This window comes from Paenibacillus sp. lzh-N1, from assembly GCF_002872435.1.
Taxonomy (GTDB): Bacteria; Bacillota; Bacilli; order Paenibacillales; family Paenibacillaceae; genus Paenibacillus; species Paenibacillus polymyxa_C.
This window is the reverse complement of sequence record NZ_CP025696.1, coordinates 3,548,769-3,574,481: the sequence shown is the minus strand read 5'-3', so window position 1 is coordinate 3,574,481 and position 25,713 is coordinate 3,548,769. Positions and strand designations below refer to the sequence as shown.

The following is a 25,713-nucleotide window of genomic DNA, read 5'->3' as shown; positions in this document are numbered from 1 at the left end:
TGCCTAGTATCAATCAGCTTATTATAGCAGTTGTAAGGGGGGTCAGCAATATTTCTATTCTGTTACCCCGTCAAATACAGATACAACCCAGCGAATGCCCTGTCTTGACAGGTTTTGAAGCAGTCCAGCCGTTTTGTCAGCCATGGTATCCACCGAAGCCTGCTGCGCCTTTACGGCTAGTAGCTCACGAGGAGTCTCTAGGCCCTGCCGAGTATTGTCATCTTGTGCAGCCTTCATATCCCATTCATGTGTCCAGCGCGCGGTCTGTTCCTCACTTCGTTCGTTTGTATTCCCTTCGTTCGTGTTCGTTTGTGGCTCAAACTCGACCTTTCTATTTGTATTATACGTACGATTATGCACTTGGGCATCAGCTGCCGGGGTATCCTCAATCACCGTCTGCTCATATTCAACTTTCTGTTGATTTACTGATGAAACTGGATTCTCGTCCCATTCCGGGCCATAGACTGAGCGCAGACCAGAACCTGCCAGCTGCATGCCAAGTAACACGCCCGCTCCGATCAGAAGCACAAATCCAAGCGCTTTTTTACGAAAATGTCCGGTCATTCTATCCCCCCTAACTGCTACCTTATTTAATTGCCGCTATTGCTCTTTTTGGTGTCAGATACGTTGGTGCCCGCCTTCTGGGCTTTCTGATCCTCCCAATACACTTCACTGATCATATCCGCCAAAACGTCAGAAGTTCGTTTTAACTCCTCCTCCGTGTTGTCAATCCCTCCGATTTCGATCAAAATGCTATGCGAAGACAAGCTTTGATTATATTCACCGTTGTTTCCTTTGCCGCCATCTTTTCCCCATACACCTCGTGATACGCCGTGATAGGATTTTTCCAGCTTTTCATGAATACGAGCAGCAAAAGCTTCATTTTTACGCCAATTTTTGTTGTCATGTCCGATGATAAAATACACTTTGGCATAAGAAAGTCCATTAATGGTGGCTGTTGTTTTTCCATGACGTTGGGAATCACGATGAATATCAAGTAGATAAGTTAAACCTTTATTTTGAGCCAAAACCTCCTTGACTGTTGCGCGTGAATATTTATAGGAGTAGTTCCAATTGTAATTTTGAACTGTGGTGGCATAATCCTTGTTTACATGCAGTGTAGATATCCCTTGCTTTTCCAGTCTCTTCTTTACGAAGTCACCTACCCTTGATACATTAGCTGACTTAGAACCTGAATTGGGGTTAGAACTGGTTTTGCTCAGTAATGGATTATATGCTTCTCTGGGATGAGAATGGTAGATTAATATACGCTTCTCCCCTTTGGCGGCATCACCTGGATCATCCTCACGTGCAGGGTCTGTTTCCGGTGTTGTCGGAATACCCGGCGTAGTAGACGGCGGGTTCTCAGCTGCGTCTGAACCCCCAGGGGTATCTGTCGTTCCCTGATCAGGTTGATAATCCGTAGGACCCTCTACCTTGTCGTTCCCCGAACCCTTGCGCAGCAAGACAGGCGCACCAGCAGACATGCCAGGAATTTCACGAGAAATGAGACTTTTGGGATCCTGCGGATTAATACCTGTAAGCATCTGAAAAACAAATGGCGACCATTGTTCACCCGACAAAGAAGAATGCTGCTTCTTTTGTGCCAAATGAGGTACCTCCATACCTAGCATATCCGCGAAAAAACCGCTGGACACCGAGCCTGCCAATCCTTTCATCGAAGAAACAGGAGAGGTTTGCAAACGATTTTCTGCCAACCCTCCTAGTCCCAAAACGACAAATAAAAGCGCCGAGCCCATGATAAGCAGCACAAGCGTATGTCCCATTGCCAAAATTTCGATACCTTTTCTTCTCCATCTTCCGACGTTCCAGGTCTGAATTTTTTTCATGTGAGCCTTGTCCTCCTTCGTCCCGTCGAAACCCGCTTATTACATTCAGAACACAGGGTTCCTATCTGTTGCGGAAATCTCTTATACTTCAACTCTATGAACGGAGAACAATTACTAGAACACAAAAATCTCTATCACAGGTCCAGCCCACCCCTTTTCGAAAGAGATAGGCTACCTGTTAAATAGAGATTTTTGTGTCGTGTCTTAGAAAGATGGTTTTGCTAGCCTTTCATTAATGCGTATAAGCGGCGACATTGTCGGGATCAACAGCCTCATGTAGAGCAGCGTTCAATCCGGTCGCAATGATATTTGCGATATCTTCAATGAATTCATCAATTTCTTTTGGAGTCACAATCAAATCATGCCCTAGTGGTTGGAGCACCTCTTTCACTAGCCCAAGTCTCTCAGGTTCTGATATTTCATCCAACATTCCGAGAATTACTTTGGTAGAAGCTTTTTCTTTGGTAAAATGTGTTTTCATCAGTTCGATTACATTGTTGACGATGGTCGAAGCATAGCATACCGTTGGAACGCCGATAGCGATACACGGAACCCCCATAATATCCTTGGTGATACCACGCCGCTTGTTGCCAATACCTGAACCTGGATGTATTCCGATATCCGCCACTTGGATAGTCGTATTGACACGCTCTAGTGAACGTGACGCCAAAGCATCAATAGCAATAATCAGTTCTGGTTTTGTGCGATCCACAATGCCTTGAACGATCTCACTGGATTCGATTCCCGTGATACCAAGAACACCCGGCGCAATTGCACTCACATCCCGATATCCAGGGTTGATCTGATCAGGTGTCAGTTCAAAATATTGACGGGTGACCATTAAATTTTCAACAACAAGCGGACCCAGCGAATCAGGAGTAACGTTCCAATTCCCCAGCCCTACCACCAGCACCCTTGCCACCTTAGAGATCCCTATTTTTTGTATAAAATGCTCCATTTCTTTGGCAAAGGCAATAGCTACCCGTTGCTGAAGTCCAGTGTCGCCTTCACGCAAGCCAGGTACTTCGAGTGTAACGTAATGCCCTTGTACCCGCCCAATACGGTTGGCTCCTTCTTCATTTAATACATCCAGCCGCGTAATTTTAATACCGTTATCTTCCTCCACATTCTCATTTATACCCGCCAGCGGTACAGGCTGATTCCGTTCTGCCAGCTCTCTTGCCTCTAATGCCAAATCCGTGCGTACCGCATACTTCTGCAAATCCAGATCCATCTTTTAAACCTCCTTGTATACCATCTCTGGCTATAGTGTGCGAGACACCCAGCAGGTTTATGCACATCCATTTTCATCCTGTAATTTGCATCGTCTTAGAATGTTTTCTTATTGCAATTTGAGGTGTGGCGTGCTAAAATATTTTAAGTTGTGAAACGTTTGTGTTCATAAGTAATGCCTTTACAGGAGGTGAATGTAATGCCAAACATCAAATCCGCTATCAAACGCGTTAAAACTAGCGACAAACGCCGTGCGTTGAACGCTTCCCAAAAATCCGCGCTTCGTACAGCAGTAAAAGCTGCCGATACAGCGTTGGTAGGTAACGAAGCTGAAGCTGCTGCTGCTGCTTTCAAAGTGGCTTCCCAAAAGCTGGACAAGGCTGTAACTAAAGGTCTGATCCACAAAAATGCAGCTGCTCGCAAAAAATCCCGCTTGGCGAAAAAACTTAACGCTCTTACAGCTCAAGCGTAAGCAAGAGCTACTTTTATACGTTAATGAAAAAATCCTGATCAGCCAAGGCTGATCAGGATTTTTTAGTTCATAACTTTATGAGATTAGATTGAAGCACCTGCTCCCATTTTCATCAAAAATAGTTCGAGTCCCAGCACCTTGTCAACAACACCTGTTTTCATATGGTAGTCCAGCTCGCCCAGTTCATAGAGAAGCTGGCGCAGCTGCTCAGGACGGAAGCGTCGCGCTTGATCCCCTGCAACTTTCACCCCATAAGGATGCAAGCTGAGCTGACTCGCAATTTGTTGCTGAGAATAGCTTTGACCTGCCAGCTCTTTGACCTGCAACATAATACGAAACTGCCGTGTGATCAAAGCTGCAATCTTGATTGGTTCCTCTTTTTGCTTAAGCAATTCATAAAAAATACTGAGCGCCTTATCCAGCCGCAAATTAGCCAGATCCTCAACCATCGCAAATACGTTTTGCTCTGTATTACGAGGCACAAGGGATTCAATGTCAGCGGATGAGATCGTTCCCTGCGCTCCTGCGTATAAGCACAGCTTATCTATCTCGGCAGCCAAGGATTGAAGCCCGGTACCCGTGTATTGAATGAGTCTCTCAGCCGCTCCTGCTGCCAACTGCACTTCTCTTTCTGCTGCACGCTTATGGACCCAAGCTACAAGATCATCTCCACCCATAGGAGCGAAAGCAATAACTGAGGCATCACTTTTCAGTTTCTTGACGATCTTTTTCCGTTCGTCCAGTTTTTCAGCCTGAACCGTAAAAACGATGACGCTATAGTCAGTCGGGTTATCCATATAAGTCAACAGAGTCTCAAGACGGTGCTCTATTTTTCCATTATCTTTCCCTGCTGCAAATACACTGGTATCCCGTACAATAATTAGCTTTTTCGGCACCAGAAAAGGCGCTGTCTCCGCATCCTCCACAACCACCTCAATTGGCGTCTCGGTTAAATCATAAGAAATAATGGCGAAGTCACGATGCTCCTCCTCCACCACCTTCTCTTTTAGCATATCAACAAACTGCTTCATTTGATATTTTTCACTGCCATATAGCAGATACACTGGCGAAATATCACCTTTGCGAATAGCCCTAGAGGCTGTTTTTACATCCATTTTCCGTTCCCCCCACCCACTGATCGTACCTGACATCCGACCGGAAGGCAAGTCATGACACAAACAAAGGGACCCCGCCTTTAGGCAGAATCCCTTCACCACCATCTATATCAACACGGCAGCAGAAAGCTCTAGAAACTTTCAACCGTCGGGATACGACGTCGGTTCATATAGTTTATTCTCTGTTTCTAAAAAGTGTGCCAACTTACGGAAACTATTTTCCAGTGCTACGCGGGACGGTGTACGTATATTTACTTGCAGTCCCATCCTGCTCCGTCTCATACATAAAGGTCTGGCTGTCATCTGACCAGCTTCCTTTGACCCAAGCACCCTTCAGAGTACGGACTTCCAGTGTTGTTCGGTCTACACCGTTATCGGAAAGTTTATACACTTTCAGCTTTTTGCCTTCAATAGCCACTGCATAGCTACCATCAGGCGAGTTGAACTGATCTGTAGAGGCGGACTGGGCACCATAGGTGGAAGCATTATTGCTGTCCGGAGAGACCAGCGAATTAGATACAAAACCTTCTCTACGAACCGGGTCTTGTGACACGGATGATTGCTCATCATTAGAAGCTGCATTGCTGCTATCCGCTCCTAAGGAGTTGCCCGCATCCTTGGTGACACTTTTGGATGTCGTATCTTTCGACGTTTCATTTGAAGCAATTCGACTCTGTACCTTCAATTCCTGACTAAGCGACGAAGATGCATCATTTGTACTTGTATCATCGCTATTATCCTCCTGAGCGGTACCCGTATCTGCTATTGGTGCCTTTTCCATTTTCGGATCCAGCTGTTCATCAGGAGCAATCGTAGGTTGATCAGATTTTTTCTGTTTTAACTGTTTGTCATCGGATTGAGGAGCATCTGCAGATGAGTCATCCTTTGAGGCCTGACGATCGACGTTTGGCTGTCCCTGCTTTTCATCCTGACGGGAAGAATGTTTAGTCGGTGCAGACTTTGTTAAAGGTTCCTCGCCAGCTTGCTGATCATCCACCTTCCCAGCATCCGGTTTGGAAGGATACTTTTTGTCATCTGAACTGTTTATTCCCTGGTCGCCCAAGTCAGGTTCCTTATCTGCAGGTGTCAGAGAGGAATCGGCTCCTTGTCCCTGTTCAGATGGCGGCTTGGTCGATTCCGCTCCAATGGTTGCATCACGTCCTCCACTCCCATTGGTCGTACCTGGGATTTCCGTCTGATTCTGCTGACTTGTCACCTCGGGCGACTGGGATGTAAGTATGCCTTCCGCATCCTGCACTGTTTTAGGCTCGAAGTTGAATACTACAATCCCCAGTACAACGGCAGCGGCAGCCACGCCCATGGCAGCACGCCCTCCCACCCGGTTCCACCAAGGCACAGGCTGAGTACGTTGTCCAAGCCCTGTTCCAGGCTCAGGATCAGCAGCTACAGGCTGCATTTCCTGAAGCGCGCTTCCCTGCTCTTCACGTGCGCGGTCAATGGCATCAAGCTGAGGCATGATGGAATCCACCAGGCTGAACGCCGGGGAAACCGCAGGCAATTCCTCCAGCTCGCGAGAGAGTGTCTGAAGAATATGAAATTTTTCCGCACAGTCCGGGCAAGTCGCAATATGGTTCATTAATTGGGACGTCTCTTCTTCACCCAGTTCATGATCCACATAACGCTGCATCCAATCCATCACCTCTTCTCCACACTTCATCCTGATACACCACCTTTCTGATACTCCTGAAGTAGCCCTTGCAATTGTTGTCTTGCACGATACAAGTATGACTTGACCGTATTTAGCGGCAAATCCAGAGAATCGGCAATCTCGTTATAAGAGAAATCCTGCAAATATCTCAGGACAATTACCGTCCGGTGGTGTTCCGGGAGCTGTTGTATAGCCTCACGAACATCCTGTGCCATGTAAGAGGTTAACACCTCGACCTCCACGTTTTGGGGGTCGTTAAATATCATGTCATGCTCGTCAATGGAAACCGAAGGCTTCGTTCTTCTGAATTTGTCGATGCATATGTTCGTTACAATGCGTTGGACCCAGGTTTTAAACTGCGCTTTTTCCTCATAAGAGTTAATTTTGGAATATATTCGTATGAGGGCTTCTTGTGAAGCGTCCATGGCGTCCTGCTCATTATTTAGAATGTAATATGCCGTACGGTACACATGCTGTTCTATCTCTCTTAATAGGGTAATGAGAGCGTCGCGATCGCCCGATTGAGCGGCTCGGATGAGTCCCTGCTCTACCACAAAGGATCCCCCTCTCCCTGCAATATTACAGACGTATCCCTTTTGCAAATTGTTGCAGGATAGACGTCTGACGCTAATTTTATTTTTTTAATAAAAAAAATTATAACAAAATGCCCAGAATCCCCATTGTATCCTCCCTTAGAATAACAGAAAAAGGGAAGGTAGTCACCTTCCCTCAGCCCCTACATATATCTAGATACTGAACCTATTGAATTGCATGAAACGTTTTGTGATTTATTGGAAATCAGAAAATCAGATATAAGTTCTAATTGATAAGACAGAGCAATCGGATCTTGAAAATAAAAATCGTCGATTGAGTATTGGTATCCCTTATCTGATATAACGGCAGGCAAATTATTGGCTGTTATAAGCCTGTTTTTTTGTATAATCAAAATCATTTTGTATCTATTTGTTCACGTTTGCGTTGATACCGCACACTCAGCTTCCCTTGCTGCGCACGAATCTGTACCTCTCCCATTGTGTCTGTTCGATATATGGCAGAACCAACTTCCGCCAAACGTTCCAATACCGCTTTATTCGGATGTCCATATGTGTTGCTTGCACCAACTGAAATGACGGATACTTTCGGCTGCCAGTAGGACAACCACTCTTCCGAGGTGGAATACTTACTTCCGTGATGTGCCACTTTCATAACGTCGACAGCTTTCCTTGCATCTCCTATTCCCTCCTGAGCTTTCACACGAGATGGAGAACGGGTTAATTCAGAAAGCAACAGCGACTCTGCAGCATCATCCATATCTCCTGTGAATAAAAACGAGGCCCCCTCCATCTCTAAAATCATGGCAACAGAATAATGATTCTGTTCCTTCATCACAGGCAACTGCTCAGATTCGTTCTCCTCCAGCTTAAACGGATAGAGAAAGCGAATTTTCGTATCCCGGTCCGGTCCCCACTCCATGCTATGATGTGCACCGTACAGCTTGATCTGCTTGTCCAAAGCCGTGTTTAACAACTTCCGGAATGGGGCTTTGTCTGTTAGGGTACCGTTAAAAAATAAGGTGGATACGGGAATTTGGTCAAATACAGCCTGTAGACCTCCGGCATGATCATGATCTCCATGCGTCAAAATGACAGCGTCCAGCCGGTGCACCCCACGTTGCTTTAGCAAGGGCACAATCGTATCCGCGCCTACCTCGTAGGGATCTGTACGCTTGCGCCAAGCGTTTTTTCCTGTTGCAAAGTCCATTGTACCCCCGCCATCCACCAAAATATGTTTCCCTCCCGGCGTTGTAATTAAAATGCTATCACCTTGGCCCACATCCAGATACTGAACAACTCCCGTGTTTCTTTCACTAGGAGATTGGTACCCTATACATAGTATGCCAAGCCAGGCAATACCACTTAAAGCCAGTGCCACATGACGATATCCATTCCACTGTCGACGCGCAAATTTCCCTGCACCCTCGGGTTCATGAGCCGTTTGCAAAATAGCAGCCCACTCAGCAGCAGCCTCTAATCCTGTATACATAGGTGATGTTATGGTAGTAGAATTCACAACGGAAATGTCGCCCGTTTTCCTTCGGGATGTCAACCACGTTTTGAGCCAGTACAAAACACTGTACAAAGCTGCATAATACGCCAGAACCCACAGAATAGAAGAAGACGGCCAAATACTCACATAAGCATCATCTACATTCAGCCATTTCACAAGCCAAAAGGTCAGATCGTTCAATTGCTCTGCCGGCCACGCAAGGATACGAGCACCATCCCCCCATAAAAAGGCCATTCCCATGGCTACCGTACCCAGTGGAAGCACGATATATGTAATTAGGGGGACAAGTACAAAATTAGCCGCAAATGATAATAACGAAAATTGATTAAAGTAGAATACCGTCATTGGAAACGAAACAAGCTGTGCCGTGACTGTAATCGCAACTTCACCACCGATCAGGAGGGGCCATTTGGCGAAAAATGGCTTCATAAGCGGCATATATATGAGCAACCCACCTGTTACCAAAAAGGACAGCTGAAAGCTGACGCTAAGCAGGTAGTATGGATTCCATAGCAGCATAAGCAACGCAGATATACTTAAAATATTAAGTCCGTCTTTGAGCAGCCCTCGTCGGGCTGCAAACAAGCCAATCATCGCCATAATTCCCGCTCTTACAACAGAGGGAGAAGCACCTGTCAGCAGGACATAAGCCGGAATCAGTACCATCACAATCGTAAGAGAGGTTTCACGGCTAACTCGTAATAACTTGAGTAAATATAATAATGTGGCCGCATATACCGCCACATGCATACCTGATATCGCCAAAATATGCGTTAAACCAAGCTGCGTAAATTCATTATACGTTGCTGGGTCCAGCTCATCTGTAACCCCAAGTACCAGGCCTTTCATATATCCTGCCTGAAGAAGTGATGTAAAAGCAGATTCCATTTTTTGACCTAGCTGCTCTCTAAGCTGATCATTCCATCTGAATAATATGTAGCGGTTCCACTGTGAAGCCTCCTGCCTCTGTAACGAGGCGGCTCCAGCCCCCTTGAAAAGCCAGTGAATTTCCTGCGTGTGCAGATATTTACTGTAATCAAAGCTACCAAAATTACCCGCTTTTGCTGGTGCCTTTAAGTTGCCACGGAGCAGGATTGCATCCCCACGCTGCCATGCTGCCGCAAGTTGCTGTTCCTGCTTCGCAGCCAACTTGATATGAACAATGACCTGTTCAGAAATAGATCCTCGATGTTCAACCTTATTGGATTGACTTGCAAAGTGATGGATTGAAGTAACTCTCATCTCAAACTGCGCACGATCCCCATCAATCTCAACTTCTGAAGCAATAAACCCTGCTGCTTGAACAGGCATGTCTTCTATGACAGAAGACGATACATGAAGAGCACCAGGAATACTGCTTACATTATGCGTATCATGCCAAAACCAATGAAATCCACCACCACTTAATGCAATCCATAGCAATACCATATGTCGGATGGGAATTTTCATCAGTAAAGCTATAAGTGGGAAAATCAGGGTAACTCCCGCCCACAGTAATAAAAGTATCCGTCCCGAATACAGACACGCTCCTGCACTTCCTATAATCCAACAAACAGTGAGACTTAATATAGGCCTAGTAAACACAAGTTGGGTTTGAATACAATCACCTTCCATTAGCAAACATTGCTTTCTGTCCAACTCACAAAACAAAAAAGAACCCCTGACAAAATAGCATTGTCAGAGGTTCTTCCTCGTTTATTGATTAATCTTTAACATCCATCAGCGTTTCCTGTGGTGGATGATATGTCTCCAGCATACGAAAGGCGATCCCCTTTTCCTCCATCATAGCACGAACCTTGTCGGCATCTTTTGGATAAGGTCGGTGATATACAATCTCCACAATACCGCTGTTCGCCAACATATTGGCACACGTCCAGCACGGCTGGTCGGTGACATATACGGAGGAGCCTTCACGGTCAATCCGGTCAGTAAACAGCAACAGGTTCTGCTCCGCATGAATAGTGCGAATACAACGCTGCTTCTTAACCATTTCCTCCCGTCCATCACGGTGAACGACCTCATATTCCTCCGAGATCATACAGCCTGCCTCAGAACAGTCAGGCACCCCGGATGGTGCGCCATTATAGGCCGTCCCCAATAGCTTCTTACCTTGTACAAGTACGGCTCCAACATGACGCCGCGCGCAGCGCGAACGGGTGGATACCATATAAGCGATATCCATGAAGTAGGTGTCCCAGTCCTTGCGTACATCTGCACTCATTTCCATCTCTCCCGTATAAACAAGTTAAACGTAAAACATATCCGTTAAAGCCACTCTCAAAGCCTATACCGTAAACTTAAATAAGTTATAAGCTGACATACGGCTTCATTTTCGCTAACATTTTAGCTCCGATTCCTTTTACACGATCCAAATCGTTCACACGTTTGAACAGCCCGTGCTGATTACGATAGTTCAAAATAGCCTCGGCCTTTTTAGCCCCAACCCCCGGAAGTTCCATTAACTCGGCAGCAGTCGCTGTGTTAATGTTTACCTTTTTTTCACCGGAAACGGATGGAATAACCGAATCATTCACCGTATTTGTCCTACTCGTCGTTACAGCATTCGAACTGGCAACAGCTGTGTCTGATCTCGAATCCGCAACATCTGACTGCTTTACGGTACTTGAATTCCCCGCCATGGAGTTTTCACTCATAACAGCAGATACACCAGTAGAACTCTGCTTAGTATTATGCTTCACATTGTCAACAGCTTCGACATTCGCTCTGCGTTCAGCTTGGTCTGAAGCCTCTTTTACAGCATGCTTTCCTTGGGTATACTCACTGCTTCGCTGCGACTCAATTGACTCCGACTCTATCGCCAAAGCCTTCTCCACCTTATGGTTAAGCAAACTCCACTCTTCTTGTGGCTCAGAGCGCTGCCCTCCGGCAAACAAAATAAGTCCACTCCCGATTACAGCAAGCGTTATTGCCGTTCCTGTCCATACGCGTTTCATTTTTCGTATCGTCCCCTACTCCACATGGATTTCGGAATTGAAGCGACTGAAGACCAGCGTCTCAATCTAACAGAGCAAATCTGTCCAATTTCCGTCAAACCGGAGGTTTATAAACACCCCCATACGGTCTCGCTGTGAGCATTTATACAAAGAGTGGTGCGGCCCCAAGCATGATCTAATGTGTTCAGACATAAAATTCGTCATGTCGGCCAAGACCAAGTGCATACACTAAGAAGAATGACAGCACAGCGTCTATACCGCAAAGTATGAAAGGAGGACGTTGAACAATGAAAGTTGGATTTATCGGGACTGGCAGCATGGGAAGTCTGCTAATTGAATCTTTTATTCATTCGGACGCACTCAAACCGCAGCAAATATTAGCAAGCAACCGAACGTATTCCAAGGTAGCCGAGCTAGCCCGTCGTTATCCAGGTTTGCATGCAGCTCAAAGCAACCGTGAGACGGCAGAGGAAAGCGATATTCTATTTATCTGCGTGAAGCCGCTGGAATCAAAAACCGTAACGGATGAAATACGCAACGTCATTACAGAAGAGCAGATCGTCGTTTCTATCACAAGTCCAGTACAGATCCGTATTTTGGAGCATGCACTGAAAGCCAAAGTGTCCAAAATTATTCCGAGTATCACTCACCAGATTGGAAGCGGAGCCTCACTATGCATCCATGGAAACCGGATTACAGAGGAGGATCGCTCCCTTCTGGAAGAGCTTATGTCCCACATCAGCAGGCCAATTCGGGTTAAAGAGTCTCATACACGGATCACATCGGATTTTTCGAGTTGCGGCCCTGCTTTCTTGGCCTTTTTTATGGACCAGTGGATTCAAGCCGCAGTTCAAGCTACGGGTATAGACCGTATGGAACTATGTGCATTGGCCGGTGAAATGATCATCGGTACTGGAAAGCTGCTCACGGAAGGCGGGATGACACCAGCCGAGTTACAAGCAAGAGTAGCGGTTCCCGGAGGGATCACCGCCGAAGCTCTCGCATTGTTGGACATCAGCCTGCATAGTGTCTTCCCTGAGCTAATACGGGCCACGCACAACAAGTATGAAGAGGACATGCAAAAGATAGATGTCTCCTTCGGCCTAAAGCCGATTAACCGGCAACAATATTAACCAGCTTACCAGGAACAGCAATTACCTTGCGAACCGTTTTACCAGTCAGTGCTTCCTGAACGCTGTCCAGCGACAAAGCAAAGGCTTCCATCGCTTTGGCATCAAGATCTTTGGCAATCGTTGCACGCTGTACAATTTTACCATTCATCTGGATGACAATTTCCACTTCTGCGTCCACCGTCCATGCTTCATCATAGGCAGGCCAAGCCGCGTACGTAATGCTCTCGTTGTGTCCCAGCAGCTGCCACAGTTCCTCGGCCAGATGCGGTGCAAGCGGAGACAGCATTTGCACGAAGTTTTCCATCGCTGCACGCGGCAGAAGGTCTGCTTTGTATGCATCATTGGTGAAGATCATCAGCTGGCTGATTGCTGTATTGAAACGCAATGCGTCCAGGTCCTCAGTTACCTTTTTCAGTGTTTTATGCCAGGTGCGTTTGAACTCGTCACTACCACCGTCATTTTTAATTTTTTCGTTCAGGCTACCATCCTCGGAAACAAACAGGCGCCATACGCGGGACAGAAAACGATGCGCTCCCTCAACGCCATTCTCATTCCATGGCTTGGTTGCTTCCAGCGGTCCCATAAACATCTCATAAATACGCAGCGTATCGGCGCCAAACGTATTTACAATATCGTCAGGATTGATGACATTACCGCGTGATTTACTCATTTTTTCATTGTTGTTGCCCAAAATCATACCCTGGTTGACCAGCTTATAGAAAGGCTCTTTAGTTTCCACTACGCCGATATCATACAGTACTTTGTGCCAGAAACGGGCATACAGCAAGTGAAGAACCGCATGTTCCGCTCCGCCAATATACAGATCAACAGGCATCCATTCGCGCTGTTTCTCTTTGGATACAAGCTCTTTATCATTTTTTGGATCAATAAAGCGCAGGTAGTACCAGCAGCTTCCTGCCCATTGCGGCATCGTATTTGTCTCACGACGTGCTTTCATACCTGTCTCAGGATCAACGATTTCTACCCAATCTGTCGCATTCGCCAGCGGGGATTCACCTGTACCTGAAGGCTTGATATTGTCCATCTCTGGCAGTACGAGCGGCAGTTGATCCTCAGGAACCGTTTTGATCGTTCCATCTTCTAGATGAATTACTGGAATCGGCTCGCCCCAATAGCGTTGGCGGCTGAACAGCCAGTCACGCAGACGATAGGTAACTTTGCCCTGTCCTTTACCCTCAGCTTCGAGCCATTCGATCATTTTCGGAATAGCTTCCTCATTGGTGAGTCCATTCAGCAAGCCTGAATTGACATGCGGGCCATCCTCGGTGTATGGCTCTTTGTCCACGTCTCCACCTTGAACGACCTCAGTAATTTTCAATCCGAACTTCTTAGCAAATTCCCAGTCACGTGTATCATGACCCGGTACTGCCATAATTGCACCTGTTCCGTAGCCTGCTAGTACATAGTCCGCAATCCAGATTGGCAGCTTTTCGCCGTTCACCGGATTCACTGCATAAGCTCCTGTGAATACGCCTGTTTTGTCTTTGGCAAGATCCGTGCGCTCCAAGTCGCTTTTCCGAGCAGCTTGTTCACGATACTGTTGTACAGCGTCCTTTTGCTCAGGTGTAGTAATCATATCCACCAATTCCTGCTCAGGGGCCAGCACACAGTAGCTTGCGCCGAACAGCGTATCTGGACGGGTTGTAAATACTGTGAGTTGCTCGTCATAGCCTTCAATTGGGAAATGAACCTCTGCACCGGTAGACTTACCAATCCAGTTCCGCTGCATATCCTTAATACTCTCGGACCAGTCCAGCTCCTCCAAATCATCCAGCAAACGATCCGCGTATTCCGTAATTTTCAGCATCCATTGACGCATTGGTTTGCGGATAACCGGATGGCCGCCACGCTCACTCTTACCGTCAATAACTTCTTCATTCGCCAGTACTGTTCCCAGTGCTGGACACCAGTTAACAGGCACTTCAGCTACATAAGCGAGACCGCGCTTATACAGCTGGATGAAGATCCACTGTGTCCATTTGTAATAATCAGGATCAGTTGTACTGATTTCACGATCCCAGTCGTATGAAAAGCCAAGTGATTTGATTTGACGGCGGAAGTTGTTTACGTTCTTCACCGTAATTTCGCGTGGGTGCTCACCTGTATCCAGCGCATGCTGCTCGGCAGGCAGACCAAAGGCGTCCCAACCCATCGGATGCAGCACGTTGTAGCCACGCATTCTTTTATAACGTGAAACAATATCTGTAGCTGTGTATCCCTCCGGATGGCCTACATGTAGACCAGCTCCAGACGGGTACGGAAACATATCCAAAGCATAAAACTTCGGTTTGCCCGGCTCTTCCCCAGTGCGGAACGTCTTGTTCTCATCCCAATATTTTTGCCATTTTGGTTCAATACTTTGCGGTTGATAGCCGTGCTTCGGCTGTGTGTCTGTCATTGTCTTTTCCTCCTCAAACGGTATGCAACAAAAAAACCTCTGCATCCCGTAGCGTGTCAGCGCTAGGGACGAGAGGTTATATTCCCGTGGTACCACCCTAGTTAGCAGAAAGCGTTCTTCGCATTCTACTCCCTTTGCACCTGATAACGGAGGTGATCCGATGCGTGTTAATAACAGGATGCTAACACCTACACAGTGCTTTCCTGCGTTGGACACATATCTCCGAGGTGAGTTCGCTTTGCACTGTCAACCGGCTTGCACCACCCGCCGGCTCTCTACATGTCCAGACAAAACTACTATTCCTCATCAGCGATTGTTTAACCGTTAATAATGGCACTATTATATTGAAAACCGCGAAAAAAGTCAAATAAAGACTACATTTGATACTAAACACCATCTTCATACTAGTTGTCCATGACACACGAATACGAATGTTTTATAATAACTCCAAGTTACAATGATTCAAGTTGAGATGAGATAAGAAAGGTGAGCTGAGACATGGCACAGATTAAAATTTTTGGGATCAAAGAAAAGCTAAATCCGATCAAAAAGCAACTTTCAGAGGTGATTCACTCTGCCGTGGTGGATGCGTTCAACTATCCTCCAAACAAGAGGTTTCATCGTTTCTTCCCTATGAATCATGAAGACTTTATATATGCCGATGGTCGCTCCGAGGCGTACACCATTATTGAGATCAGTATCTTTGAAGGCAGAACGACAGAAGCTAAGAAGCAACTCATCAACCTGTTATTTCAAAGAATTAACGATCTTTTGGGGATTTCTCCACAGGATCTTGAGATTACTATATTTGAAACCCCGAAACAGAATTGGGGCATTCGGGGTGTACCGGGTGATGAACTTCAGCTGAACTATAAAGTGAATATATGAGTGCAAAAAGACGCCCTTCATGACTTCATGAAAAGCGTCTTTCTTTTTCTATATTAGGCCAATGATTCCTGGCTATTTTACAGCGACATAAAAAAGTCTCGCCGCGTCATCTTCTGCTTCTACCCATTCAAAATCTGCATATACCTTCACATCACGAAAACCCGCTTTGGACAATTCTGCCTTCATCCAGTCTGGATCATAAGCACGCTGTACATGAATTTCCTCAAAACGCTGGTACAGATCGCGTCCTTCATGTTCTGCTTTGGCAAAGATACTGAGATGATGCTCAATTTCACAACGTGGAGTGTCCAATGCGCATGTCCAGATATACGAGATAGAGCGTTCATCCAGTACGAATGGTTGTTCTTCATCATAACGCAAAAAAGTCTGGGGGTGATGTACATCAAACAGAAAGGTTCCACCAGGCTTCAGACCAGCATACGTTCTGCGGAAAGTAGAAATGATATCTTCTTCCTCAAGTAAATAATTCAGGCAATCGCAAAAAGAAATGACAGAATCCACGGGCTCCGGTAAAATCCATTCTCGCATATCCTGCTGTATCCAGCGAACGCTTCCCTCACGAAACAATCGCTGTCCTTGAGGAGTGGTTTCCATTTTGCGACGGGCTACTGCCAGCATGTCAGAGGATAAATCGATGCCAGCCACCTCGAAACCCGAGTTAACCAGTGGAATCGTAATTGAGCCCGTTCCGCAGCCCAGCTCTGCCACTGTATGTGGCATACCGTATCGATCCCAAGCCTGCCGTGCAAAGCGCAACCAGTCCGGGTACGGCATGTCCTGCATTAGCTCATCATACACATAGGCAAACTTGCGGTAAGAAGCCATCTTTTATTCCCCATTCCCGTCCTTCGGTTTAGGCATTGTCTCCACCAGGTAGGTCCAGTTTTCTTTTTGTGTAACCAGTCCTTCCTTCATCAGCTTGCCCATCGCACGCTTGAAGGCGGATTTACTGATACCAAACCGTTGTTTGATAATATCCGGCGGCGTTGCGTCAGAATATGGCATGCCGCCACCCGGACGTTCCTTCAGAAATGCAATTAACCGATCCGCATCCTCATCACGGCCTACTTCCTTGCGTGGCGACATCGCCAGATTGACCCGACCATCTTCGCGAACAAGCGTGACCCGTACCTTAACCTCCTCGCCCAAGCGAAGCATGCGGTTACGTTCCGAGGAATGAATCATCCCTATTGCACCAAAACCAAGCACACCCCCGTCCACCAGGACGAATGTGCCCATCTGAAGCGGCTTGTACACCGTCGCCTGCACCCATGTATTAAGCCACGAACTAGGAGCATGGAAGCACAATGGAGCCAGTTCCTGCTCCCCTGCCAGCTTAGCTCGCAGTCTGCCTTGTTTGTCATGCTCCATAATGGCATACACGTAGTCACCCACACGAGGATGCAGATCCCGGTTTTCTGGCAACTCACGAATCGGCAGCAAAAGTTGACGCCCCAGTCCCATCTCCAGGAAACATCCCAAACGCGGATGCACATCGGCCACCTCGAGCTTGGCCATTTCTCCCAAAGACAAGAACGGTTTTTTCATAGTTGCAGCCAAACGGTCCTCTGTATCGTGGAAGATAAATACCTCCAGTCGTTCACCCACCTCGATTTCACGAGTCAGCTCCGTATAATGCAGCAGCACATCCTGCTCGCCGACGGTAAGGAAGTAGCCGAAAGGCGATACTTCACGATCCACCATAATGGTGACATAAGTACCAGCGATCAAACTCATACCTTCTCCACAACCTTAGCATCCGACCAGAGTCGTTCAATGTTGTAATATTCGCGTTCGTCGCGATGGAAGACATGCACTACAACATCTCCCAAATCCATTAGAACCCAGCGAGCAGAATCCATTCCTTCGATTCCTTTGATGGCTACACCTTCATCATGAGCGCGTTTGCGAATTTCTGTTACAATCGCCTGTACTTGTGTATCCGAATTACCGTGGCAGATTACAAAATAATCCGCGACTAGCGATACTCCACGCAAATCCAATGCTACAATATTCATTGCCTTTTTATCATTAGCGGCCTCAACCGCCGTTTGCATTAATTTCTCATTCGTTAGGGTCATTCATGAACCTCCGTTTTTTTCTGTTTTAGCTGTTGAATCAAGTCATTGCGCGACAAGACCGTCAGCGGAAAAATAACCTTTTGCTTTTCCAGCAACAATGAAATTGTAGAGTCAAATCCAGCAATAAGGCCCTGCTCCAAACTTTTCTTTGCCTGTTTGCGGATATGTTCAACCCCAGGGAAATCCCGCCCTGGTTCGATGTAATCAGCCAAACACACGACTTTGTCCAGCAGGCTCATACCTACACGTCCTGATGTATGCCAGCGGATTGCGTTCCTTATTTCCGGATCATCCACTCCGTAATCTCTTGCTGCAACGCAGTACCCTACCTCTGAATGCCAGAGCTGCTTGTCATGCTCCAATAGCTCCTGATCACATTCAGGATAGTTACGAATCACTTCTTCCATCTGTCGAACAGGCCAATATTTCGCCACATCATGCAAAATAGCCGCCAGTTCCGCCTTATCCGGGTCTGCCCCATAACGTTTTGCAAGCTCCACAGAGGTATGCATAACACCCAGCGTGTGTTTCCAGCGTTTTTCAGGCATCTGACCAGATACGGCTTCCATTAGCTGCTCACGGCTGTACTTCATACAAACCGCCCCTTGTAATATAGTCATGTACACGATCAGGCACAAGATAACGAATGGTACGGCCTTCTGCAGCACGCTCCCGTATATCCGTCGAAGAAATGTCTACCACTGGCATATCTGCCAGCAGTACCTTGTCCTGCAAATAATGTGGCAACTCATCCAACGCAAGCTGGAAGCCTGGTCGCCGCACCCCAATAAAATAAATCCGCTGCGCCAATTCCTCAATTCCCTGCCAATGAGGCAAGTAGTTCACCATATCCGCACCAATAATAAAATAAAAATCTACAGCAGGATGCAGCTCTTGAAGCTTCTTGATCGTGTCAATGGTATAGGATACCCCCCCGCGAAGCACTTCAATATCCAGCACTTCAAAGGCAGGATGACCCGCCACCGCTTCACTTGTCATCTCCAGACGCTCCTTGCCGCTTGCCCCCGCTTGATGCTTGTGCGGAGGAATATGAGAAGGCATAAACCATACTTGATCCAGCTCATAGGCATCTCTTGCCGCTTCTCCAGCCAGCAGATGTCCAATATGAATCGGGTCAAATGTACCACCCATAATACCGATTTTCATAATTTTCTCCCCGCGTATTATCCTCTAGGCAACTCGATTTGCTTATGATCACGAGATTCCTTGTACAAAATAATGGTGCTTCCAATAAGCTGTACAAGCTCGGAACCCGTCTCTGCTGCCAGTTCTTCCGCAATTTCATGCTTGTCGTCCAAACAGTTGTTCAAAATTTGTACTTTCATCAGCTCACGCTTTTCAATCGCATCATTGATGTGACGCATAAGATGCTCATTCGTACCGTTTTTACCTATTTGAAAAACTGGGTCTAAATGATGCGCCATCGAGCGCAGATATCTTTTTTGTTTACCTGTTAACATGTATATTTAACCCCTTCGTCGCCACATATGCAATGCGGCATTTCCATAATTTTAATGTATAATCCGACTTACGACAGGCTTCTCAGCACAGCCGCTCTCATTTGGTCTACTGCAGGGGCCACCCCCGTAAAATACTCAAAAGCCACTGCCCCTTGGTACACAAACATGCCCAAACCTCCATGTACAGTGCAGCCGCGCTGTTCACGGCTTTCGCGTAAAAGTCTCGTTTCCAGCGGGTTGTAGATCAAATCACTCACAATGATTCCTTCAGGAATCAGACTCGTTTCCACTGGAAGCTCATCAGATAAAGGAGACATTCCCACCGAGGTTGTATTAATCAGCACATCCACTGTCGTGAGCACATTCCTAGCTTCCTCGTTGGAATAGCCCATTACTGGAATTGCTTCTGTCGCCCACTCCAATGCCAGTTGTTCAGCTTTGTCACGTGTTCGGTTCAGAATAATGACCGATTCAGGTTGCTCCTCCAACAGGGCATGAATCACGCCCCGAGCAGCACCACCGGCTCCTAAAACAGCAATTCTTGCACCCTTTAACTCGACAGAAGTCTCTTCTTTGAGGGAACGCACGTAGCCAATTCCGTCCGTATTATAGCCCTTGAGCCGCCCATTGTCATTCACTATCGTATTGACAGCGCCAATGAGCCTGGCCCCTTCATCAATCTCATCTAGATATTTCATAATCTCAACCTTATGGGGAATCGTCACATTGACTCCGCGGAAATGCAAAGCACGAATCCCCTTCACGGCATCCTCCAGCTGATCCGGTGTGACATGAAGAGGTACAAAATCTCCATCAATCCCCGCTGCCTGTAAAGCTATTTTATGCATAAGGGGCGATTTGGAGTGCTTGATCGGATCACCCAATACGCCCAATAGTACAAGATCTCGTTCGATCGCTCCAGACTCCCCACTGCTCATCGTTGTTCTCCCCCATATTGCAAAATATTAGGCCGCTCAAATACATGAATGGCGGCAGGAACCATGTTGTGTTCCTTGCCGCCCTATCACTTGGTTACAGCATTGTTAAATCAACGCAGGCCGCAAAAGCACACGGACTCCCCGAGGAGCATGAACCGCTACCAGAGCTCCGTTCTCGCTATTTACCCTAATCCATCCCAAACCGGATATATAGATGTCCGATGGAGATTTGCGTGGAACACGGAACTCATGTCTGGTCCATTCCGGCATCTCTGCCAATTGATCGCGTGTTGGCGGAGACAATAACTCCCCGGCATGATCAGCGAACAACTGATCAGCTCGCTCCAGCTTCGTACGATGTATTTTAAGACCACCGTTAATGTAGCAGGTAAATGATTGGTGCTGACCATCTACAAAATCAAATCGGGCCATACCGCCGAAAAACAATGTTTGTCCGGCATCAAGCTGATATGCAGCAGGCTTCAGCGGCTTGTCCGGCATAATTGCGCTCAAGTCCTGGCGGGAGACGATTTCACTGAACCGCCAAGGGTACACAATACCCGGAGTATCAATAATGTGCTTGCCGTCGTCGAGCGGAATATTCACCATATCGAGTGTAGTTCCTGGGTAACGGGATGTTGTGAGTTCCTGCTCCATATCGCTGTAATCACGGATCAAGCGGTTAATGAGCGTGGATTTACCCACATTTGTGGCTCCGACCACATATACATCGCGGTTACCACGCAGTTCAGATACCACATCCAGCAGACGGTCAAAGCCCTGATTTTTTTTAGCAGAGCACAGTACGATTTCTTCCGTGCGTAGCCCTTGCTCCTTCGCTTGCTTTTGTACCCAGTTACGTACCTTGTTCCAGTTTGTCACCTTAGGCAACAAATCGGTCTTATTAACTGCCAGTACAACCGGATTCGAGCCTACAAAACGCTGTAGACCGGAAATCAAGCTGCCTTCAAAGTCAAAAATATCTACAATGTGGATGACGAGCGCATCCTTGTCCCCAATCTGACTAAGTAGCTTCAAAAATTCATCTTGATCTACCGTCACCGAAGACGTTTCATTATAGTTTTTGATCCGGAAGCAACGCTGACAGATGACTGGTTCGCGAGTTAATAATTTTTCCGGAATATATCCCGGAAGGTCCGGGCCAGTGGTCTGCATGACGATACCGCAACCACTACATTTGACGGCAGTTCCGCCGTCAGGTCTTTCAGTCATTCTTCTTTTCCTCCTCAAGCCATAAGCCTTTCTTACGTAACCTTGTGAGCGCGATTCGCTCCAACCGTCGATTAAATCGGGTCATGACTCCTTCATCATGAATGGATATCGGTAGTACCAGAACGGTATGCAATCCCATTCGGTTGCCTCCCAACACGTCCGTCAACATTTGATCCCCGACCATAATAGTCTCTTCCGGAGTAAGCCCCATCATACGAATGGCTCTACGAAAGGACGAGTTGGATGGCTTCCGGGCGGCATGTATAAATTCAATGTCCAAAGGCGTAGCAAACACGGATACACGGTCCATATTGTTATTAGACACGATGACAAGCTTAAAACCCGCCTGTTTGACCTTTTCAAACCAGGCCACCAGCTCGGGAGTTGCGTTCGGCGCTTTTGCACCAACCAGCGTGTTATCCAGATCCGTAATAATGCCGCGATATCCTTGAGCATACAAGCCTTCAAGATCAATATCAAAGACGGTATTCACCCGTAATTTGGGCATCAGCATTTCAAACAACGTCGGTCACCTCAGTTTCATACGACAAACTATACCATATTACTATGGCTTAGTAAAAAGCTATCCGCAACAAACGGACAGCTTTTTACTAAACATATTGATTAAGATTAAAAATTGCGGCATCAAACCCAGTAAAAACAGACTAGCCTTCATCCTTCTGATCAGGCTTTGCTCTTCGTCCAGCCCATCGTTTCATCCAGGGTCCCTTCTGCAATAGGGAGGCTTGCTGGCGAACACTACGCCAATCCTCCGCGGTTACCGACGAAGGACTATAACGCGCTTGTTCAAAGCGTCCTAGCAACTGATGTAAAATCGCAGCGCGTTCCGGTGCTTCTTGTGACCATCTGTCGACTGATTCCCTCAGTGTCTCATGGCTGGCACGGACAAAGCCTTTCCTTCGCATGTACCGTAACCAGTGTTCAGTTTCGACGACCACCTTTTCATCCGGGGTCAGCGGCTTACCTGTCCGTAAACGCAACAGGTAAAAGTGAATGTCTGCCCGATTACGCCAGATGATATAAGCTACCCACAGCAGAAGAATGGCAACAGCAGAGCCTATGATTACAGGATGAATCTTAAATCCTTCCCCTGGAGCCATCTGCGGGGTCTGCTCAGGCTGCTCTGGTTCTGGTTGATCTTTGACCTCTGGGGCGTCTGGAGTGTTTGAATCCTCCTGCTCCGTAAGCAACGGCATATCAAAGCCGGGCGTAGCTTCTACCGGAACCCAGCCATATTCGCCTAAATATACTTCTGCCCAGGAGTGAGCATCCGCATTTGTCACGGAGTAAGAGGACATACTTTCGTCACCATCGCCCGTTGTTGCATCATCGGAAAATGTCTGCTGGCCAGGTGCATACCCTTTGACCCAACGAGCTGGAACCCCAACGGAGCGAGCCATCATGACTAATGAAGTGGAATAATAATCGCAGTAGCCCTCCCGAATCTCAAACAGAAAGGCATCCACGAAATCCCTGCTTCTTTTCCGCGAAAGATCCGGATTATTCGTATAGGCATAATTTTGCTGTAAATACTGCTGTAGCAATCCGACTTTTTCATACGGCGTTTTGGCCGTTGACGTTACGTTCCGAGCCAAATCACGAACCCGCTGCGGCAATTCGTCTGGAATTTGCAAATAGGCTTCCTGTTTGCTTTTTCCGTACAACTCATTAAAACTTTTTGTACGCAGTTCTTTCTCAGGGATTACAGGAACATGAGATACCAAGGTATACGTTTTAGGATAAGCAGTTCTTCGTGAGGATGGATTCCAAAGAAGTTCTGCCTGTTGCGGGTTCCAACGCAACCCGTTTGCCCGTGAATCTCTATCCACCGATTGGACACGATGCACCGAATAGGCACCAAACAGAACCGGGTAGCTCTGATCATTTTGCATTGTAACGGTCTGTACGACTTGTTCAGTAGAATGCCGCGTTTCTTGTGTGTTTTCAAGCTCAGCGGTCATCGGCACCTCATTTGGCGTTAGATCATCGTTCCCACCGTCACTCCAGCCTGTACCGGAATAGATTCGTTTTGTTTCTCCCCGCCAATAGCTTCGCTGATTAGTTGTGATGGTCATAACGGGCGAATAATCAAAATTAAAACCTCCACCCAACCGATTATCCTGGCGACTATAACCCGATGCAGTGTTCATGCGCTGATTAAGCGCCCCAGATCCATTGGTGGTTCCGGCGGTGGTTGAGCTGATACGCTGGGTCCACGCTGTATAGGGGTCCGTCAAAGCAGGCTGCACCTCGGGCATATTCACACCCGCCATAATAATAAGCGCAAAAATGACAGCAATATTGGCCGCAATTTTATACGGATAACGCCGAATATGCTTCCATCCTTGAGGATAATGCTGACGAAAATACTGCAAATGCTGTGTCACTAGCCATCCCATACCAGCAAAGACGATCCAGGCAACCTCCTCCCACAGCACAGTTGGTGTGAAGGAATCAAGCACCGCCAGAGCTGCGATATTAATGCCCACAAAAACTAGAATCCGCTGCTTCGTTGTAACGATGAGCGGCACCATTTCAATAACTAACCAAGCAATGAGTGAAAACCAAACATAAGGAGACATGTTAGATATAAATTGATCCAGACGATTGGCTACCCCACCGAAGGGGATAATGATGGAGTAAGACACTAATGTCCGATACAAAATAAAAAACAGCGTTACCGCCTTAACGACAAATTCAATCCATGGACGGAATGGTAGTAAAATCTTCACCAGCGCCAGCATTGTAATGGTCGTCAGTACAAGTGCTCTTGTCTCTTCCAGCCACAATTCGGAAGCAAAAGACACCCATTGCATGGCAATAATAATAATCCACAAGAAAGTAAAGGCGAGGGCCCAGGAGCTCTTTAACGATTGTAACCAGGTTTTCATTGTGTCCCTCCCCCCATTACAGCCGGGAGCTCTTCGAGGCTCTCAACATCGTAGCCCTTAATTCCCCTTGCACGAAGCATGCTCATCCACTTTTCAGCTTCTCCCTCGGCAGAACCTTCCCCGATATAGACGTGACACGGGGTCATCCCCCGCGTATCAGCCCAACGGAGAAGCTCTAGCGCCTGATGATCCTTCAGTGGACTAATCAGTATAAAATAGCAACCTTGCGGAAACTGGCGCACACAGCTCTCTACAGCGGTCATCAAGCTACCTTGCGAAGTAGTGTGAATGTCTACCAAGTGATGCATCATTCGTTGTCGTTCCATCGTCTGCTCACTTGGCTGAAAAACAGTCCCCTTCTCTCCAGCTGTACACAGTCCGACCCCCATCCGCTCCCGTCCACCATATTCCAGCAATGAAGCGGTAGAAGATACAGCTAGCTCAAACTGATCGGCATTTACATAATGCTTTGTTTGTACGTCGAGCACAAGCATCGTTTTGGGAACCGTCTCATGCTCAAATTCCTTGGATTTCCAACTACCTGTACGAGCCGTCGCATTCCAGTGGATGCGTGAAAACCGATCTCCATATACATAATCCCGCACACCGTTGATTTGTGTCGTTTCACGACGCGTTCGAGTTTGAACAGTCTGCGGTCCAGACATCCTTGAACGGCGATCATTGATCTGCCAGTAGGGGATAAATACCGTTCGGGGGAGCACCCGAAATTCACCACGTGCATTCAACCTGCCCTTGTGCTCCAACAGGCCAAAGATGTCCTCACTCACACATTCGGTTTCCTCAAAATAGTAGCTTCCTCGTTCTAAAGCAGGGGTTTGAAATGTAAGTTGGCCGCCCCCTTTCATACTGGGGATGACACTGTCTTCAAACGACCAGGATTCCCCCGTATGCCGCTTGAGCACCTCGCGAACAATGACATAGGGTAACGGAAGAAAGCCCGGAATGCTCAGACTGAGCTTTACGTGTACCTGATCTCCCGCATGCAGTAGTTCCCCGAACTCCGAGCCTTGCGAAAGCTGCCGATGGCCCTGTACGCGACGAACTCCACTCAGACCAACCATCCACAGATAAACGATTAACAGCGTAACCATTGACAACAGCATGACCGATGTTTTGCCACCCTGAAACAACAAATAAAGCAGGCACACCACCCATATAAGCAACATAAGCCAGATGCGACCTGATAGCCGGGGAAGCCTGCGCTTCCTTTTGACCATGTTCATTCC

24 protein-coding genes and 1 other annotated feature are annotated in these 25,713 nt (G+C 47.2%); of the genes, 3 read left to right on the top strand and 21 right to left on the bottom strand.

The window, feature by feature from the left end; translation table 11 throughout:
* Positions 1–54: 54 nt before the first annotated feature.
* From C0638_RS16325 to gpr, 3 genes are all read right to left on the bottom strand, one after another.
* Positions 55–564 carry a hypothetical protein gene (locus tag C0638_RS16325; RefSeq protein WP_025674277.1) on the bottom strand — a complete coding sequence of 170 codons (510 nt, stop codon included), beginning with the start codon at positions 562–564 and terminating at the stop codon, positions 55–57.
* Between the two features lie 26 nt (positions 565–590).
* On the bottom strand, positions 591–1,850 hold the full coding sequence (locus C0638_RS16320) for a stage II sporulation protein P (protein ID WP_025674276.1): 1,260 nt from the start codon (positions 1,848–1,850) through the stop codon (positions 591–593).
* A 232-nt stretch (positions 1,851–2,082) separates the two neighbouring features.
* Complete coding sequence (gene gpr / locus C0638_RS16315; protein WP_013372185.1) at positions 2,083–3,084, bottom strand: GPR endopeptidase; 1,002 nt, start codon at positions 3,082–3,084, stop codon at positions 2,083–2,085.
* 198 nt (positions 3,085–3,282) lie between these two features.
* Between gpr and rpsT the strand changes: the two genes are divergently transcribed.
* Positions 3,283–3,555: a 30S ribosomal protein S20 gene (gene rpsT, locus C0638_RS16310; RefSeq protein WP_013372187.1), complete on the top strand. Its 273-nt coding sequence runs from the start codon at positions 3,283–3,285 to the stop codon at positions 3,553–3,555.
* An 83-nt stretch (positions 3,556–3,638) separates the two neighbouring features.
* On the opposite strand, the gene holA is transcribed toward rpsT, so the two are convergent.
* From holA to C0638_RS16275, 6 genes are all read right to left on the bottom strand, one after another.
* The gene (gene holA / locus C0638_RS16305; RefSeq protein WP_040103290.1) at positions 3,639–4,670 is read right to left on the bottom strand and encodes a DNA polymerase III subunit delta; all 1,032 of its coding nucleotides are present in this window, start codon (positions 4,668–4,670) and stop codon (positions 3,639–3,641) included.
* Positions 4,671–4,884: 214 nt separating this feature from the next.
* Entirely contained in the window at positions 4,885–6,348 is a 1,464-nt protein-coding gene (locus C0638_RS16300) for an anti-sigma factor family protein (protein ID WP_058710238.1), read from the bottom strand.
* Entirely contained in the window at positions 6,345–6,893 is a 549-nt protein-coding gene (locus C0638_RS16295; RefSeq protein ID WP_013311184.1) for an RNA polymerase sigma factor, read from the bottom strand. Before C0638_RS16295 ends, C0638_RS16300 begins: the two co-directional genes overlap by 4 nt.
* A gap of 394 nt (positions 6,894–7,287) precedes the next feature.
* Positions 7,288–9,855, bottom strand: coding sequence for a ComEC/Rec2 family competence protein (locus tag C0638_RS16285; RefSeq protein ID WP_052452898.1), 2,568 nt, complete (start codon positions 9,853–9,855; stop codon positions 7,288–7,290).
* Between the two features lie 253 nt (positions 9,856–10,108).
* Positions 10,109–10,627: a deoxycytidylate deaminase gene (locus tag C0638_RS16280; protein WP_013372191.1), complete on the bottom strand. Its 519-nt coding sequence runs from the start codon at positions 10,625–10,627 to the stop codon at positions 10,109–10,111.
* A gap of 85 nt (positions 10,628–10,712) precedes the next feature.
* Positions 10,713–11,360 carry a ComEA family DNA-binding protein gene (locus tag C0638_RS16275; RefSeq protein ID WP_058710239.1) on the bottom strand — a complete coding sequence of 216 codons (648 nt, stop codon included), beginning with the start codon at positions 11,358–11,360 and terminating at the stop codon, positions 10,713–10,715.
* 287 nt (positions 11,361–11,647) lie between these two features.
* Between C0638_RS16275 and comER the strand changes: the two genes are divergently transcribed.
* A complete protein-coding gene (gene comER, locus C0638_RS16270) occupies positions 11,648–12,493 on the top strand; it encodes a late competence protein ComER (RefSeq protein ID WP_058710240.1) in 846 nt (281 codons plus the stop codon).
* Here the strand turns inward: comER and leuS are convergent.
* The gene (leuS, locus tag C0638_RS16265) at positions 12,474–14,912 is read right to left on the bottom strand and encodes a leucine--tRNA ligase (protein WP_058710241.1); all 2,439 of its coding nucleotides are present in this window, start codon (positions 14,910–14,912) and stop codon (positions 12,474–12,476) included. The genes comER and leuS overlap by 20 nt on opposite strands.
* 61 nt (positions 14,913–14,973) lie before the next feature.
* Positions 14,974–15,231, bottom strand: a binding site (T-box leader).
* A 179-nt stretch (positions 15,232–15,410) separates the two neighbouring features.
* Between leuS and C0638_RS16260 the strand changes: the two genes are divergently transcribed.
* Positions 15,411–15,800 (top strand): tautomerase family protein, encoded by a 390-nt coding sequence (locus C0638_RS16260; RefSeq protein ID WP_040103286.1) that lies wholly within the window; start codon positions 15,411–15,413, stop codon positions 15,798–15,800.
* Positions 15,801–15,872: 72 nt separating this feature from the next.
* Here C0638_RS16260 and C0638_RS16255 read toward each other — a convergent pair whose 3' ends face one another.
* The 11 genes from C0638_RS16255 to C0638_RS16205 form a co-directional block, all read right to left on the bottom strand.
* Positions 15,873–16,646, bottom strand: a complete 774-nt coding sequence (locus C0638_RS16255) for a class I SAM-dependent DNA methyltransferase (protein ID WP_040103285.1) — start codon at positions 16,644–16,646, stop codon at positions 15,873–15,875.
* A 3-nt stretch (positions 16,647–16,649) separates the two neighbouring features.
* The gene (locus tag C0638_RS16250; RefSeq protein ID WP_013372198.1) at positions 16,650–17,558 is read right to left on the bottom strand and encodes a CvfB family protein; all 909 of its coding nucleotides are present in this window, start codon (positions 17,556–17,558) and stop codon (positions 16,650–16,652) included.
* Positions 17,555–17,902: a ribosome silencing factor gene (rsfS, locus tag C0638_RS16245; RefSeq protein WP_013372199.1), complete on the bottom strand. Its 348-nt coding sequence runs from the start codon at positions 17,900–17,902 to the stop codon at positions 17,555–17,557. The genes C0638_RS16250 and rsfS overlap by 4 nt, the downstream gene beginning before the upstream one ends.
* Positions 17,899–18,495 (bottom strand): bis(5'-nucleosyl)-tetraphosphatase (symmetrical) YqeK, encoded by a 597-nt coding sequence (gene yqeK, locus C0638_RS16240; protein ID WP_058710242.1) that lies wholly within the window; start codon positions 18,493–18,495, stop codon positions 17,899–17,901. Before yqeK ends, rsfS begins: the two co-directional genes overlap by 4 nt.
* Positions 18,479–19,069, bottom strand: coding sequence for a nicotinate-nucleotide adenylyltransferase (nadD, locus tag C0638_RS16235; protein WP_058710243.1), 591 nt, complete (start codon positions 19,067–19,069; stop codon positions 18,479–18,481). The genes yqeK and nadD overlap by 17 nt, the downstream gene beginning before the upstream one ends.
* A 17-nt stretch (positions 19,070–19,086) precedes the next feature.
* The gene (gene yhbY, locus C0638_RS16230) at positions 19,087–19,383 is read right to left on the bottom strand and encodes a ribosome assembly RNA-binding protein YhbY (RefSeq protein WP_058710244.1); all 297 of its coding nucleotides are present in this window, start codon (positions 19,381–19,383) and stop codon (positions 19,087–19,089) included.
* A 68-nt stretch (positions 19,384–19,451) separates the two neighbouring features.
* Positions 19,452–20,321, bottom strand: a complete 870-nt coding sequence (aroE, locus tag C0638_RS16225; RefSeq protein WP_058710245.1) for a shikimate dehydrogenase — start codon at positions 20,319–20,321, stop codon at positions 19,452–19,454.
* A 105-nt stretch (positions 20,322–20,426) separates the two neighbouring features.
* Positions 20,427–21,554, bottom strand: a complete 1,128-nt coding sequence (gene yqeH, locus C0638_RS16220; protein ID WP_013372204.1) for a ribosome biogenesis GTPase YqeH — start codon at positions 21,552–21,554, stop codon at positions 20,427–20,429.
* Positions 21,547–22,077 (bottom strand): YqeG family HAD IIIA-type phosphatase, encoded by a 531-nt coding sequence (locus tag C0638_RS16215; protein ID WP_013372205.1) that lies wholly within the window; start codon positions 22,075–22,077, stop codon positions 21,547–21,549. The genes yqeH and C0638_RS16215 overlap by 8 nt, the downstream gene beginning before the upstream one ends.
* A gap of 142 nt (positions 22,078–22,219) precedes the next feature.
* Complete coding sequence (locus tag C0638_RS16210) at positions 22,220–24,466, bottom strand: transglutaminase domain-containing protein (RefSeq protein WP_058710246.1); 2,247 nt, start codon at positions 24,464–24,466, stop codon at positions 22,220–22,222.
* The gene (locus C0638_RS16205) at positions 24,463–25,710 is read right to left on the bottom strand and encodes a DUF58 domain-containing protein (RefSeq protein ID WP_025675588.1); all 1,248 of its coding nucleotides are present in this window, start codon (positions 25,708–25,710) and stop codon (positions 24,463–24,465) included. The genes C0638_RS16210 and C0638_RS16205 overlap by 4 nt, the downstream gene beginning before the upstream one ends.
* Positions 25,711–25,713 lie beyond the last annotated feature (3 nt).